Genomic DNA, 13603 nt, shown 5'->3' on the forward strand with positions numbered 1-13603 from the left:
GGCTGCCTCCGGAGCCCCGCCCGAGCCGCTGCCGGGGGCAGTGGCGGCACAGGCCGTCATGGGTACGCTCGCGGGGAACGCTCCGGTCACCCGGGCAAGAAGGGCGGCGCCGACGGGGACGAGGCCGAGGCCGGCGAGCAGCCCTTCCGCGGGCACGAGCGCGGACCAGTGCCCGCCGCACTCCGCGCAGCCGCGCGCGTGCCGGGCGATGCGCTTGCGCCACAGCGGGCTCGGGACGCCGTCCCAGTTGCCGAGGAGGTCCGTGAGCTCCGGGCAGCGCGGGTCCGTGGCGAGCGCCCGGACGACGACGCGGGCCGTCTCCAGCTGCGCCTTGGTGCGCTGGACCCGGACGGCGGTGTACTGCGGCGAGCGGCCCAGGGCCGCGGCGACCTCGGCGCGGCTCAGCTCGCCCGCGGCCTCCTGCCACCACAGGGCCATGACGACCTGGTCGTCGCCGTCGAGCCAGCGCGTGGCCTGCGCGGCCTGTCTTCGCTGTCCCTGCAGCCCGAGGCGGATGATCGAACACTCGACGAAGTCGGGCTCGGGGGCGGCGGCTTCGCCGACCTCCTGCAGGCCGCCGGACGGCGCGTCCTTGCGGTCCTTGAGCTCCTTGCGCCAGTGGTTGCGTATCTGGTTCATGGTGATCGCGACGAGCCACGAGCGGAACCCTTCGGGGTCCTGCAGCGCGTGCAGGCCGCCGACCATCCGGATCATGGTCTCCTGCACGACGTCGTCGACGTCCGCGTGCCCCTTCAGCGCGCGGCCGACGATGTTGTAGACCAACGGCAGGCAGGCGGCGACGAGCTGGTCCTTTGCGGCGTCGTCCCCGCCGCGCGCCGCCTCGACCACGCCGGCCGTGCTGTCCAAGTTCACGTTCCGCCCACCCTCTTTCCGCCGTTTCCGCTCCACCGCATCAGCGGCCTTACGCAGGGGAGACCAGCGGGCGCGCGGCGGATAACAGAAAAACCTGAAGCTGGGCGGAATCTTTTTTTGCGGAAGTGGGTATGACGGGTGCTCAAACCCGAGCGGGAGCCCGGCCCTCAGCCCCGTTGCGGGCCGTACGGCGCCGGCAAGAGGCGCCGGCCAGGGCCGTCAGGACGGCTCCGCCGCCGCCATGGCGACGAGTTCGGCCTCGAAGCCGTCCTCGTTCTCCAGGTACGCGGCGTAGTGGGCGGTCCCGCCGGCGAAGGGGTGCCGGTCCGGGAACATCAGCCGCCAGCCGTGCTCCGGGGCCGCCTCCACGAGCGCGTCGACGGCCGCCCGGCTCTCCACGGGGAAGGCGACGTGGTTCATGCCCGGCCTGCATCGCTCGTGGGTGCCGGCCGCGAGCGCGGGCGACTGCTCGACGACGAGGTAGAACGCGCCGAGCCGCCAGCTGCGGCCGTGCTCCCAGTGCTGGTGGGGCGTATAGCCCAGGGCGCCGAGCAGCCAGCCGAAGCTCTTCTCGGCGCGCTGCAGGTCGGGCACCCACAGTTCGAGATGGTGCAGCACGCCCCACTCCCCCGGCGGTTTGGGTGGTCGGTCCGGCCGGCCCGGGGCTCAGCGGATCGGCACGTCCGAGATCGTACGGGCGATCACCAGCCGCTGGATCTCGCTGGTGCCCTCGAAGATCGTGTAAATCGCGGCATCCCGGTGCATCCGTTCCACCGGGTACTCGCGCGTGTAGCCGTTCCCGCCGAGGATCTGCATGGCCTGGGCCGTGACGGCCTTCGCCGTCTCGCCCGCGAAGAGTTTGGACATCGAGCCCTCCGCGGCGGTGAAGGGCTTGCCCGCGGTGGCCATCCAGGAGGCGCGCCACACCAGCAGCCGGGCCGCGTCGATGCGGGTGCGCATGTCGGCGAGCTGGAAGGCGACGCCCTGGTTGTCGATGACGGGGCGGCCGAACTGCCGGCGCGTCTGGGCGTAGTCGAGCGCCACTTCGTACGCGGCGCGGGCGATGCCGACGGCCTGGGCGCCGACCGTGGGGCGGGATGCCTCGAAGGTGGCCATGGCGGCGTTGTGCGTACGGGCGCCGCCGGTGCGCACGCGCTCGCGGGCGCGGGCCAGGCGCTCGTCCAGCTTGTCCTTGCCGCCGAGGAGGCAGTGGCCGGGCAGGCGGACGCCGTCGAGGACGACCTCGGCGGTGTGCGAGGCGCGGATGCCGTGCTTCTTGAACTTCTGCCCCTGGGAGAGCCCCGGGGTGCCCGGCGGGACGACGAAGGAGGCGTGGCCGCGCGCGCCGAGCCCGGGGTCGACGACCGCGACGACGACGTGGACGTTCGCGATGCCGCCGTTCGTCGCCCAGGTCTTCGTCCCGTTGAGGACCCATTCGTCCTTGGCCTCGTCGTAGACGGCGCGGGTGCGCATGGCCGAGACGTCCGAGCCTGCGTCCGGCTCGGAGGAGCAGAAGGCGGCGATCTTCACGTCGCCGGCGTCGCCGTACATCTGCGGGAGCCAGGTGCCGATCTGCTCCTCGGTGCCGTTGGTGAGGACACCGATGGCGGCGAGCCCGGTCCCGGTGATGGCGAGGCCGAGGCCTGCGTCGCCCCAGAAGAGCTCCTCCATGGCCATGGGGATGCCGAGGCCGGTGGGGTCGAAGAACTGCTGGGCGTAGAAGTCGAGCGAGTACAGCCCGATGCGGGCGGCCTCCTGGACGACCGGCCAGGGGAATTCCTCGCGCTCGTCCCACTCGGCGGCGGCGGGGCGCATCACCTCGGCCGCGAAGCCGTGGATCCAGTCGCGCACCCCCCGCTGGTCCTCGTTGAGCTCCATCGTGAATTCGGCCATGGCGTCTCCCACCCCTGCCGGCAACCCTTACTCGCGGTAACATGAGTATGTTACCGACCGGTAGTAGTGTCAACCGTCCCGCCTCCCGGATTCGCTGGGTGGAGCGGGTGTTACGTTGCGCAGGCGTCAGGAATCACAGGGGCGGGGAGGCAGGTCATATGGAAACCAGTCAGCGGGAGGACCAGCAGCATGCGGCGGAGCGCCGCCGCAAAGAGCTGCTGGAGGCGGCGGACCGGGTGGTGCTGCGGGAGGGGCCCGGGGCGTCCATGAACGCCATCGCGGCCGAGGCGGGCATCACCAAGCCCATCCTCTACCGGCACTTCGGCGACAAGGGCGGGCTCTACCGCGCCCTGGCCGCCCGGCACACCGACGCGCTGCTCGTGGGGCTGCGGGCCGCGCTGGACGCCCCGGCCGAGCGCCGCGACCGCGTCGAGCGGACGCTCGACAGCTATCTCGCGGCCATAGAGGCCCGGCCGCAGGTCTACCGCTTCCTGATGCACCCGGCCGACGAGGGCCACCCCTCCGACCAGGGCGAGCAGGGCTTCGACGTCGGGCGGCACTCCGCTCCCCTGCTGCGGCGGATGGGCGAGGAGCTCGCCCAGGTCATATCCGAGCGCGTCGACCTCGGCCCCGACAGCGACGAGCTGTCGCGCGCCTGGGGCCACGGCATCGTCGGGATGATGCACGCCGCGGGCGACTGGTGGCTGCGCGAGCGCCCCTTCCCGCGGGAGCACCTCGTGCGCCACCTCGCGGACCTGCTGTGGGGACGGCTCGCGTCCTCGGGCGACCTGCCGGGCGGCCCCGGCTTCTGACGCGTGCCGCGGCCGGCCGCCCGTACGCCCTACGCCGTACGGGCCGGCTCCGGCTGCTCCTCCGTGCGCCCCGCCCACGGCGCACGGCGTACGGCCCGCAGCGCCCGGCGGCGGCGCAGCCCCGTCACGTGGTCGAGGTAGAGGCCGCCGTCGAGGTGATCGCACTCGTGCTGCAGGCAGCGGGCGAAGAAGCCGGTGCCGGTCACGCGCGCCGGGGCGCCGTCCAGGGTGAAGCCCTCGACGACGGCGCGGTCGAAGCGCGGCGTGCCCGCCTCGATGCCGGGGACGGACAGGCAGCCCTCCGGTCCGCGGACGGTGACGCCGTCGGCCTCGACGAGCCGGGGGTTGACCAGGTGGCCCAGGTGGCGGCGGTCCTCGTCGTCCGGGCAGTCGTAGACGAAGACGCGCAGCGGGACGCCGACCTGGTTGGCCGCGAGGCCCACGCCGGCGGCGGCGTACATCGTCGCGAACATGTCCTCGACGAGCTGCGCGAGGCCGTCGCCGAAGTCCGTGACGTCCTCGCAGGGGGTGCCGAGCCCCGGGTCGCCGAGCAGCCGCATGGGCCGTACGCGTCCGGAAGAGCCGGGGATGGAGCCGTTTCGCATGGGTCAACCCTACGTTCCGTGGGCGGCCGGTTCGGGCCTGCGGCCGGATCTCGATAGGCTGATCCCCGACCGGAGCCTCCTGGCTGGCGATTCGGCGCGGAGGGGGCGTTCCACCACCGGCGGACCAGGGAACAGGCCCGGCGCCCAACAAGGAGGATCTAGGACGATGGCAGGCAACTCGGGGCCACTGTCGCCGCGGGCCAAGCTGGCCGTGACGGCGGGCAAGGCGGCTGCGGCGGTGTCGCGGGCCGCAGGCCGTGGCAGCGGATCGGTGATCGGCGGCAAGGTCGCGCTCAAGCTCGACCCCGACCTGCTGGCCCGGCTGGCGACCCACCTGGACGTGGTACTGGTGTCGGCCACCAACGGCAAGACGACCACGACCCGGCTGATCGCCGAGGCGCTGCGCGCCAGCGGACCCGTCGTGTCCAACGCGCTGGGCGCGAACATGCCCGCGGGCATCACCTCGGCCCTGGCGGGCGGCTCGGACGCGCGCTACGGCGTGATCGAGGTGGACGAGAAGTACCTGGCGGGTGTCGCCCGGGACGTCTCCCCCAAGGCCATAGCGCTGCTGAACCTCTCGCGCGACCAGCTCGACCGGGCCGCGGAGACGCGCATGCTCGCCGAGAAGTGGCGTGAGGGCCTGGCCGGCAGCAAGGCGGTGATCATCGCCAACGCCGACGACCCGCTGATCGTGTGGGCGGCCTCCTCGTCGCCGAACGTGGTGTGGGTGGCGGCCGGCCAGGAGTGGAAGGACGACGCCTGGTCCTGCCCGTCGTGCGGCGGCGTGATGCAGCGCCCCGGCGACGACTGGTTCTGCGGCGAGTGCGGCTTCCGCCGGCCGACCCCCAGCTGGGCGCTGTCGGGCGACTACGTCCTCGACCCGCACGGTTCGGCCTGGCCGATCCACCTGCAGCTGCCGGGCCGGGCCAACAAGGCCAACGCCACCACCTCCGCGGCCGTCGCGGCCACCTTCGGCGTCCCGCCGCAGGTCGCCCTGGAGCGGATGTACCAGGTGCAGGCGGTCGCGGGCCGGTTCGACGTGGTGCAGTTCCTCGGCCGCGACATCCGGCTGCTGCTGGCCAAGAACCCGGCCGGCTGGCTGGAGACCTTCTCGCTGATCGACGGGCCGCCGGCGCCGGTGATCCTCGCGGTCAACGCCCGCGGCGCGGACGGCACCGACACCTCGTGGCTGTGGGACGTGGACTACCCGCGCCTCGCCGGTCACCCGATCTTCGTCATCGGCGACCGCAAGCTGGACCTGGCCGTCCGGCTGGAGGTCGCGGGCCTGGACTTCCGGGTCTGCGAGACCGTGGACGAGGCGGTGCAGCAGTGCCCGCCCGGCAAGATCGAGCTGATCGCCAACTACACCGCCTTCCAGGACGTCCGCCGCCGCGTCGGCAACTGACCCCCGCAAGCACTGAAGGATTGTGAGCATGAGCCAGAACAGTCTGCGTGTGGTGTGGGTCTACCCCGACCTGCTCAGCACCTACGGCGACCAGGGCAACGTCCTGGTCCTGGAGCGGCGGGCGCGCCAGCGCCGGCTGGATGTCCAGCGCGTCGACATCCGGTCCGACCAGCCCATCCCGACCTCCGGGGACATCTACCTGATCGGCGGCGGTGAGGACCGCCCGCAGCGGCTCGCGGCCGAGCGGCTGCGCCGCGACGGCGGCCTGAACCGGGCCGTCGCCAACGGCGCGATCGTCTTCTCGGTCTGCGCCGGCTACCAGATCCTGGGCCACGAGTTCATCAACGACCTGGGCCAGCGCGAGCAGGGCCTCGGCCTGCTCGACGTCATCAGCACCCGCGGCGAGGGCGAGCGCTGCGTCGGTGACGTCCTCGCGGACATCGACGAGCCGCTGGGCCTGCCGCCGCTGACGGGCTTCGAGAACCACCAGGGCATCACCCACCTCGGCCCGACGGCCCGCCCCTTCGCCCGCGTGCGCTACGGCAACGGCAACGGCACGGGCGACGGCTTCGAGGGTGCGTACAACGACACCGTCTTCGGTACGTACATGCACGGCCCGGTGATGGCCCGTAACCCGCATATCTCGGACATGCTGATCAAGCTGGCGCTGGACGTCAACGCCCTGCCGCCGGTGGACGACCGCTGGTACGAGGCGCTGCGCGCCGAGCGGATCGCGGCGGCTACCCAGTCGGCGTAGCCCTGCCGACCGCATGACGGACGGTCGCGTCCCCCGCCACCTACCGCTAGTAAGGTGGCGGGGACGCAACCGGACGACGGGGTCCGGTCTCCCGCCCTGTTGCGAAGGTTTCCCCCTGTCATGCGCATTGGTGTACTCACCTCCGGTGGCGACTGCCCCGGTCTGAACGCCGTCATCAGGTCCGTCGTGCACCGCGCGGTCGTCGACCACGGTGACGAGGTCATCGGCTTCCACGACGGCTGGAAGGGCCTCCTCGAAGGCGACCACCGCAGGCTCGACCTGGACGCCGTGGCCGGCATCCTGGCCACCGGCGGCACCATCCTCGGCTCCTCGCGGGTCCAGCCCGCGCAGCTGCGGGACGGTGTCGAGCGGGCCAAGGGCCACGTGGCCGACCTCGGTCTGGACGCCGTCGTCCCCATCGGCGGCGAGGGGACCCTCAAGGCCGCCCGCCTCCTGTCGGACGCGGGCCTGCCGATCGTCGGCGTGCCCAAGACCATCGACAACGACATCGCCTCGACGGACGTCACGTTCGGCTTCGACACGGCCGTGGGCGTGGCGACCGAGGCGCTGGACCGGCTGAAGACCACCGCCGAGTCGCACCAGCGGGTGCTGATCGTGGAGGTCATGGGCCGGCACACCGGCTGGATCGCCCTGCACTCGGGCATGGCCGCCGGCGCCCACGCCATCGTCGTGCCCGAGCGGCCCTTCGACATCGACGAGCTGACCGAGGTCGTCGGCCGGCGCTTCGAGGCCGGCAAGCGCTTCGCGATCGTCGTCGTCGCCGAGGGCGCCAAGCCGCGCCGGGGCTCCATGGCCTTCGAGACGGGCGCCACGGACGTCTACGGGCACGAGCGGTTCGCCGGCGTGGCCCGGCAGCTCTCCGACGAGCTGGAGCGGCGCCTGGGCAAGGAGGCCCGCCCGGTGATACTCGGCCACGTGCAGCGCGGCGGTACGCCCACCGCCTACGACCGCGTCCTCGCGACCCGGTTCGGCTGGCACGCGGTCGAGGCGGTGCACCACGGGGCGTTCGGCATGATGACGGCCCTGCGCGGCACGGACATCACGCTGGTGCCGCTGGCGGAGGCCGTCGAGCGGCTCAAGACCGTGCCGCAGGAGCGCTACACCGAGGTCGAGTGCGTGCTCTGAGTCGTTTTCCCCGCTGTCTCCCGCCTTCCGGCGGGGCGCCCCCGGCCGCGGGCGCGGCCCGGGGCGCCTCTACTCTGGTCCCGGCGCATCGGTGCGAAATGGGAGAGAGCGGATGGATCACAGCGGGCACGGCATGATGCACATGGACATGCCGCCGTTCACGCTGGAACGGGGTCTGCAGTTCAGTGGCGATCCATTCTTCATGATCGGCTGTCTGCTGGCCCTGGCCCTCTACGGCTGGGCGGTGGTCCGGCTGCGGCGGCGCGGTGACGCCTGGCCGGTCGGCCGGACCGTCGCCTTCGTCCTCGGTGTGCTGACCGTGTGGCTGGTGATGTGCACCAAGCTCAACGACTACGGCATGGTCATGTTCAGCGTGCACATGGTGCAGCACATGGTCATCAGCATGCTGTCGCCGATCCTGATCCTCCTCGGCGCCCCGGTGACGCTGACGCTGCGGGCGCTGCCGGCGGCCGGGCGCGGCCGCAAGGGCCCGCGCGAGTGGCTCGTCACCCTGCTCCACAGCCGCTACATGCGCGTCATCACGCACCCGGTGTTCACGATCCCGCTGTTCATCGCGAGCCTGTACGCGCTGTACTTCACTCCGCTCTTCGACTTCCTGATGGGGTCCAGGACCGGCCACATCGCGATGATGGTGCACTTCCTCGCCGTGGGCCTGGTGTTCTTCTGGCCGATCATGGGCGTGGACCCGGGCCCGCACCGGCCGGGCTACGTGATGCGGATGCTGGAGCTGTTCGCGGGCATGCCCTTCCACGCGTTCTTCGGCATCGCGCTGATGATGGCCTCGGAGCCGATGATCGGCACGTACATGCACCCGCCGGCCTCGCTGGGCATCGACGCGCTGGAGGACCAGCAGGCGGGCGGCGGCATCGCCTGGGCGTTCAGCGAGATCCCGTCGGTCGTGGTGCTGCTCGCGCTGGCCTACCAGTGGTACCGCTCCGAGCAGCGGCAGGCGCGGCGCTCGGACCGGGCCGCGGACCGCAACGGCGACAAGGAGCTGGAGGCGTACAACGCCTACCTCGCCTCGCTGCGCTCGCGCGAGACCTGAGACGGGCGCGTGCGTACGCGGGGAGGCGTGCGCGCGAGCTCTGGCGGCAGGGGCCGCGGCCGGGAGACCATGGACTCCAGGCCGCGGCCCCTGTTGCGCACCGGCGCGCTCCCGGGCCGCCGTGAGGAGGTGCGGGGATGCCCGGATCGACGAAGACGATGGCGGGGCTGACGGTGGGGGGCCTCGTCGTGGTGACGGCGTACACGGTGACGATCGGCAGCAACGGCTGGCTGTGGTTCGCGTGGGTGATGCTGACGCTGCTGACGATAGGCGCGCTCGCGGCCCGGGGGACGTGAGCCGGGGCCCGGGCGGACCGGAAGCGGATCAGAAGCGGAAGACCGGCCCGGTCGCGACGTCGAGCGCGCAGGGGTTGGGGAAGGTCTTGTGCCACACGACGGGGCGCCCGTTCCAGTCGCCCTCGGCGGTCGCGGTCACCGGGTCGTACTCCCGCGTGCACTGGTGCCCGGCCCCGGTCACCCGGCCCGGGTCGCCCTTCGCGCGGTGCAGCGTCGTGCAGGCCTCCGACGCGTGGGGGTGGTGGCCGCCGGCATCCGGGCAGCTCAGCTGCACCCCGCGGATCCAGGTGTTCTGCGCGCCGGAGACGGTGAGGAAGAACCGCCCGTCGGTGCCGTCCGGGCCGCCGGCCGGGCCTTGCAGCTCATCCGCCGCGGCGGGCGGGGACGCCAGGGCGAGGAGCGCGGCGGTGGTCGCCGCGGCGGCCACGGCGGTACGGGGTAGGGACATGCGGTGCCTCCTGGGGCGCGGGGGTGCCCGGGCCCAAGGCCATCGCGCGCGGACCGCGCCGGGCAAGCTGCCACACCGTGCCGTCGCCCGGGTGGCGGCGGCAGGTCACCCGGCCGGTCCTCCGGCGCCGCGGGGTCGTGGCGGCAGGGTGCTGACGGCGGGTCAGCGCGGGGCGGTCGGCCGCGGGCAGGGCCACCGTACCGCCCGTAACGCCCTTGCCAGGGCTCTGTGATGCCAAGGGTGCGGGGTAATGCGCGGCGGACGGGGGCGCGTTGGAGTGCAGCACGGCGAGGGGGCGCACACGGCTCCCGTGACCTGCAGCGGACCTGCCGGGGCGGCGAGGGGCCGGCGCGTCACCGCTGCCCGGTCAGGCACGGGCCGCCCCGCACCGCCGCGAGCCACTCCGCCCGCAGCCGCTCGTAGGCCCGTCGCTCCTCGCCGTTGAGCATCCGGCCACGGCGCTCCGCCAGGAACGCGCGGATCGCGTCGTTGATCTCCTCGGGCGACCGGGTGAGGTCCGGGGTGACGGCCATGAACACAGGCTACGAGGAGCGGGCGGCCAAAACACCGAGAACCGTCGAGGTTCGCAGAATGCTCATCAAATGGTCATCCAGCCTGATACGTCCTTGATGCCCCTCCGTGCTCGCCGGGGACCGCCGGGGACCGGCCGCGGACGCAGCGGCGCCCCGGTCCACGGGGGACCGGGGCGCCGTGTGTGGTGCGGTGGAACCGTTACGCCTTCTTCGCCGCGGCGGGCTTCGGCGGCTCGGGGACGGCGTGCGGAGCGCACGTCACGTCCTTCGCGTCGACCTTGCCCTCGAGGAGGTAGGCGTCGAGCTTCGCGTTGACGCAGGGGTTGGCCTCACCCGTGACGCCGTGCGAGCCGGCGCCCTTCTCCGTGATCAGGCGGGAGCCCTTGAAGCGCTTGTGCAGCTCCACGGCGCCCGCGTACGGGGTGGCCGCGTCGCGCTCGGCCTGGATGATGAGGGTCTGCGGCAGGCCCTTGTGCGTGGTGACCTCGATGGGCGTGCCCTGCGGGCCCTTCCACGTGGCGCACGGGAGGTTCATCCAGGCGTTGGCCCAGGTCATGAAGGGGGCCTCGCGGTGGATGCGGGTGTTGTCGCGATCCCACTTCTTCCAGCTGGTGGGCCACTTGGCGTCGGCGCACTCGACCGCCGTGTAGACGGCGTTGCTGTTCTCGGCGGCGATGTTGCCCGCCGTGTTGGACAGGTCGGGGCCGGCGGCCTCGACCAGCGCCTTCTCGTCGCCGGCGACGTACTTGCTCCAGGTCTCGGCGACCGGGACCCACGAGGAGTCGTAGTACGCCGCGCCCTGGAAGTAGCTGATCAGCTCGGCCGGGCCGACGACCCCGCCGATGGGCTTCTTCTTGGCGGTGGCCCGGAGCTTCTCCCAGTTCTTCTGGACCTGGGTCCGGGTGGCGCCGAGGTGGAAGGTGGAGTCGTACTTGGCGACCCAGTCCTCCCAGTCCTTGAAGCGGGCCTCGAAGGCGACGTCCTGCTCCAGGTTGGCCTGGTACCAGATGTTGTCCTGGGCCGGGTTGACGACGCTGTCGACGACGAGGCGGCGGACGTGGGTCGGGAACAGGGTGCCGTAGACGGCGCCGAGGTAGGTGCCGTAGGAGACGCCCAGGTAGTTGAGCTTCTTCTCGCCGAGGGCGGCGCGGACGACGTCGACGTCGCGCGCGGTGTTCGCCGTGGTGAGGTACGGCAGCAGCTTGCCGCTGCGCTCGGCGCAGCCGTCGGCGTACTGGCGGGCGAGCTTGCGCTGGGCGAGCTTGTCGGCCTCGCTGTCGGGCACCGGGTCGGCCTTGGGCGCCGCCACGAACTTCTGCGGGTCGACGCAGGAGATCGGGGCGGAGTGGCCGACGCCGCGCGGGTCGAAGCCCACGAAGTCGTACGCCTTGGCCGTCTTCGCCCAGAGCGGGGCCTTGGTGGTGACGCGGCGCGGGAACCTCATGCCGGAGCCACCGGGGCCGCCGGGGTTGTAGAGGAGCGCGCCCTGGCGCTCGTCGGCGGTGCCGGTCGAACGGGCCCGGTCCACTGCGATCTTGATGGTGGGGCCGTTCGGCTTGGCGTAGTCGACGGGAACGGTGACGTAACCGCACTGGATGGGCTTCTCGAGGCCCCAGGAGGCAGGACAGTCCTGCCACTTGATGCCCGCCTCGGCCGCGCGATCGGCGGCAATCTTCACACCGCGGGCCTCTGCGGCCCCGCCCGGCACGCGCTCGCTCGCGCCGGCGGCCGGGGCGGTCAGGAACCCGGCCACCAGCGCGCCGGTCACCAGGGTGCCGGCCGCGCCGAGTATTGACGTGTGTCTCACGTAGGAATCCCCCTGCTGGGTACGCCGCTTGGAGCGGCGGAGATCGCAATGCTGCAGGGGGATCCTTTCGTCTCCTATCCCACAATGGACAGGTCGTACGAGTGTTCTTTACTAATCCGTAAGAATGACGAAACACGCAGTGCCACATGTGGCGGCATTCGCCCCCGGCGCACCACATCGCCCGTATCGCGCTATCTGCCGATTTCCATCCCCAAGAGTCCGGTTTCGAGCACCGTGCGCAGCTGCAGGCCGTCGGGCGCCACGGCGCTCACCACCGCGGCCGGGCCGGCCAGCGGGGCGACGACGGCCGTCGGGCCCAGCACCCGCGGAGCGACGGGGGCCGCCGCGAAGGCCGGGTCCACGACGAGGAGTTGGCCGACCGCCCGGTGACCGCCGAGGACCGCCCCACCGTCCCAGCCGGGCGCGCCCGGGCCGTACGACAACTCCTGGTCGTAGAGCGGGCGTCCGCCCTGCCGGACGGTGAGGCGGGCCGTCAGCCGGCCCGGGGGCTCCCCTGCGCGCCCCAGGATCTGCTCCTCGCGGAGCACCAGCCGGGCCGTCGGGGCGAGTTCGACGCGCGTGGTCATCCGCAGCTCGCCGCCGCGCGCGGAGATCAGCGGCTCGGGGAGCCAGCGCAGCTCGGCGCCCTCGCCGACGCGAATGTATACGACGTAGGTAGCCGGCGCGCCCGTGCGGCCGGGCAGGGCGATCGTGGCGGCCGTGGTGGAGAAGTGCACCACGGCGCCGTCCTCCACCTCGGCGGTCAGCGTGAGGGCGTCGCCGCCCAGTGGCGCGCTCATCGCGCCGACCAGGCACACCCGCGCCTCGGCCCCCGGCGAGCGAAGCCGCCGCAGGGCGAACGGGCCGCCGCCGTCGAGGACGGGCAGGGCGGTGCCGCCCCTGCCGTCCGCGACGGCCACGATGCGGGCGGACGCCAGCAGTCCGGCCCCGTGCGGCGGCGCGGGGGCGGCGGCGAGAGCGGTCACGAGGACGCGGTCCAGGCGGCGAGCTGTGCGCGCACCCACGTCGTGACCGGCTCCACGCCGCCCTCCGTGACGAGGGATGTGAAGACGGCCGGGAGTTCGCCCCGCTGCGCCTTGGCGTCGCGGGCCATCCCCTCCAGGTCGACGCCGACGTACGGGGCGAGGTCGGTCTTGTTGACGACGAGCAGATCGGCGGTGGTGATGCCGGGGCCGCCCTTGCGCGGGATGTCGTCGCCGCCCGCGACGTCGATGACGAAGATCTGCGCGTCCACCAGGCCCTTGGAGAACGTGGCGGTGAGGTTGTCGCCCCCGGACTCGACCAGGACGAGGTCGAGCGGCCCGAGCCCCGAGGAAGAAAACGCAGCCTCGAGGTCCTCCACGGCCTCCAGGTTGGCGGAGATGTCGTCGCGGATGGCGGTGTGCGGGCAGGCCCCGGTCTCCACGGCGGTGATCCGCTCCGCCGGCAGGACGGCGTTGCGCAGCAGGAACTCGGCGTCCTCACGGGTGTAGATGTCGTTGGTGACGACCGCGATGGACAGTTCCTCGCGCAGGGCGCGGCAGAGCGCCGCGACGGTCGCGGTCTTGCCGGAGCCGACGGGGCCGCCGAGGCCGATCCGCAGGGCGCGGCGCGTCCCGTCGGGGCGGATGGGCGAGGCGGCGCCGTAGGTGTGGCGGTGGGGGTAGGTCTCGGGGTGGTCGAGGTGCATGGTCCCTCCGGGGGGTTCGGTGTTCGTATAGGACTCCGGTGGCCGCGGATGCCGCCGGACGCTGCGGCGTGCCGCCGTCGCGGTGGGAGAGGACGTCCCTCGCGCCGGCGCGGCAGCACCGTGGCGAGGGCCCGGCGGGCCGCGGGACGGATCGCGCGGCCTTCTTCTTCCGCCGCGGCGGCGAGACACCACGACGTCGTGGCCCGGCGGTGCCGGACCCGCCGCACCGCCGGCCGGGCTCCGGTGGGCGGCCATCAGCTGGCGAAGAGCCG

At 72.8% G+C, this 13603-nt stretch carries 15 protein-coding genes; 6 read left to right on the forward strand and 9 right to left on the reverse strand.

Annotated elements, in window-relative coordinates:
• The 3 genes from V7793_RS22100 to V7793_RS22110 form a co-directional block, all read right to left on the reverse strand.
• On the reverse strand, positions 1-873 hold an 873-nt coding region (locus tag V7793_RS22100), incomplete at its 3' end, for an RNA polymerase sigma factor (RefSeq protein WP_336009131.1).
• Positions 874-1092: 219 nt separating this feature from the next.
• Complete coding sequence (locus V7793_RS22105) at positions 1093-1491, reverse strand: VOC family protein (protein WP_336009133.1); 399 nt, start codon at positions 1489-1491, stop codon at positions 1093-1095.
• Between the two features lie 48 nt (positions 1492-1539).
• Positions 1540-2766: an acyl-CoA dehydrogenase family protein gene (locus V7793_RS22110; RefSeq protein ID WP_336009135.1), complete on the reverse strand. Its 1227-nt coding sequence runs from the start codon at positions 2764-2766 to the stop codon at positions 1540-1542.
• A 158-nt stretch (positions 2767-2924) separates the two neighbouring features.
• Here V7793_RS22110 and V7793_RS22115 point away from each other — a divergent pair, with 158 nt between their 5' ends.
• Entirely contained in the window at positions 2925-3578 is a 654-nt protein-coding gene (locus tag V7793_RS22115; protein ID WP_179079763.1) for a TetR family transcriptional regulator, read from the forward strand.
• Between the two features lie 29 nt (positions 3579-3607).
• On the opposite strand, the gene def is transcribed toward V7793_RS22115, so the two are convergent.
• Positions 3608-4183, reverse strand: coding sequence for a peptide deformylase (gene def, locus V7793_RS22120; protein ID WP_336009139.1), 576 nt, complete (start codon positions 4181-4183; stop codon positions 3608-3610).
• Positions 4184-4349: 166 nt separating this feature from the next.
• Here def and V7793_RS22125 point away from each other — a divergent pair, with 166 nt between their 5' ends.
• From V7793_RS22125 to V7793_RS22145, 5 genes are all read left to right on the forward strand, one after another.
• On the forward strand, positions 4350-5588 hold the full coding sequence (locus V7793_RS22125; protein WP_058041481.1) for a MurT ligase domain-containing protein: 1239 nt from the start codon (positions 4350-4352) through the stop codon (positions 5586-5588).
• A 28-nt stretch (positions 5589-5616) separates the two neighbouring features.
• Complete coding sequence (locus V7793_RS22130) at positions 5617-6345, forward strand: type 1 glutamine amidotransferase (protein ID WP_058041480.1); 729 nt, start codon at positions 5617-5619, stop codon at positions 6343-6345.
• Between the two features lie 120 nt (positions 6346-6465).
• Entirely contained in the window at positions 6466-7491 is a 1026-nt protein-coding gene (locus V7793_RS22135; protein ID WP_336009142.1) for a 6-phosphofructokinase, read from the forward strand.
• A 112-nt stretch (positions 7492-7603) separates the two neighbouring features.
• Positions 7604-8557, forward strand: coding sequence for a cytochrome c oxidase assembly protein (locus V7793_RS22140; protein WP_336009144.1), 954 nt, complete (start codon positions 7604-7606; stop codon positions 8555-8557).
• A gap of 137 nt (positions 8558-8694) precedes the next feature.
• Entirely contained in the window at positions 8695-8853 is a 159-nt protein-coding gene (locus V7793_RS22145; protein ID WP_336009145.1) for a hypothetical protein, read from the forward strand.
• A 28-nt stretch (positions 8854-8881) separates the two neighbouring features.
• Here V7793_RS22145 and V7793_RS22150 read toward each other — a convergent pair whose 3' ends face one another.
• The 5 genes from V7793_RS22150 to ureG all read right to left on the reverse strand — a co-directional run bounded on the left by V7793_RS22150 (position 8882) and on the right by ureG (position 13331).
• Positions 8882-9301, reverse strand: a complete 420-nt coding sequence (locus V7793_RS22150) for an SSI family serine proteinase inhibitor (protein ID WP_336009147.1) — start codon at positions 9299-9301, stop codon at positions 8882-8884.
• A 353-nt stretch (positions 9302-9654) separates the two neighbouring features.
• On the reverse strand, positions 9655-9834 hold the full coding sequence (locus V7793_RS22155) for a hypothetical protein (RefSeq protein WP_168092989.1): 180 nt from the start codon (positions 9832-9834) through the stop codon (positions 9655-9657).
• 199 nt (positions 9835-10033) lie between these two features.
• Positions 10034-11641, reverse strand: a complete 1608-nt coding sequence (locus V7793_RS22160) for an alpha/beta hydrolase (protein WP_336009151.1) — start codon at positions 11639-11641, stop codon at positions 10034-10036.
• 191 nt (positions 11642-11832) lie between these two features.
• The gene (locus V7793_RS22165; RefSeq protein WP_336009155.1) at positions 11833-12627 is read right to left on the reverse strand and encodes an urease accessory protein UreD; all 795 of its coding nucleotides are present in this window, start codon (positions 12625-12627) and stop codon (positions 11833-11835) included.
• Complete coding sequence (gene ureG, locus V7793_RS22170) at positions 12624-13331, reverse strand: urease accessory protein UreG (protein WP_336009153.1); 708 nt, start codon at positions 13329-13331, stop codon at positions 12624-12626. The genes V7793_RS22165 and ureG overlap by 4 nt, the downstream gene beginning before the upstream one ends.
• Positions 13332-13603 lie beyond the last annotated feature (272 nt).

The organism is Streptomyces sp. KLMMK (assembly GCF_036961605.1).
Taxonomy (GTDB): Bacteria; Actinomycetota; Actinomycetes; order Streptomycetales; family Streptomycetaceae; genus Streptomyces; species Streptomyces telluris.

Bases quoted from the DNA above. Each gene is read 5' to 3' on its own strand.
- V7793_RS22110 (WP_336009135.1), bottom strand. From the start codon at position 2,766: ATGGCCGAATTCACGATGGAGCTCAACGAGGACCAGCGGGGGGTGCGC.
- V7793_RS22115 (WP_179079763.1), top strand. From the start codon at position 2,925: ATGGAAACCAGTCAGCGGGAGGACCAGCAGCATGCGGCGGAGCGCCGC.
- def (WP_336009139.1), bottom strand. From the start codon at position 4,183: ATGCGAAACGGCTCCATCCCCGGCTCTTCCGGACGCGTACGGCCCATG.
- V7793_RS22125 (WP_058041481.1), top strand. From the start codon at position 4,350: ATGGCAGGCAACTCGGGGCCACTGTCGCCGCGGGCCAAGCTGGCCGTG.
- V7793_RS22130 (WP_058041480.1), top strand. From the start codon at position 5,617: ATGAGCCAGAACAGTCTGCGTGTGGTGTGGGTCTACCCCGACCTGCTC.
- V7793_RS22135 (WP_336009142.1), top strand. From the start codon at position 6,466: ATGCGCATTGGTGTACTCACCTCCGGTGGCGACTGCCCCGGTCTGAAC.
- V7793_RS22140 (WP_336009144.1), top strand. From the start codon at position 7,604: ATGGATCACAGCGGGCACGGCATGATGCACATGGACATGCCGCCGTTC.
- V7793_RS22145 (WP_336009145.1), top strand. From the start codon at position 8,695: ATGCCCGGATCGACGAAGACGATGGCGGGGCTGACGGTGGGGGGCCTC.
- V7793_RS22150 (WP_336009147.1), bottom strand. From the start codon at position 9,301: ATGTCCCTACCCCGTACCGCCGTGGCCGCCGCGGCGACCACCGCCGCG.
- V7793_RS22155 (WP_168092989.1), bottom strand. From the start codon at position 9,834: ATGGCCGTCACCCCGGACCTCACCCGGTCGCCCGAGGAGATCAACGAC.
- ureG (WP_336009153.1), bottom strand. From the start codon at position 13,331: ATGCACCTCGACCACCCCGAGACCTACCCCCACCGCCACACCTACGGC.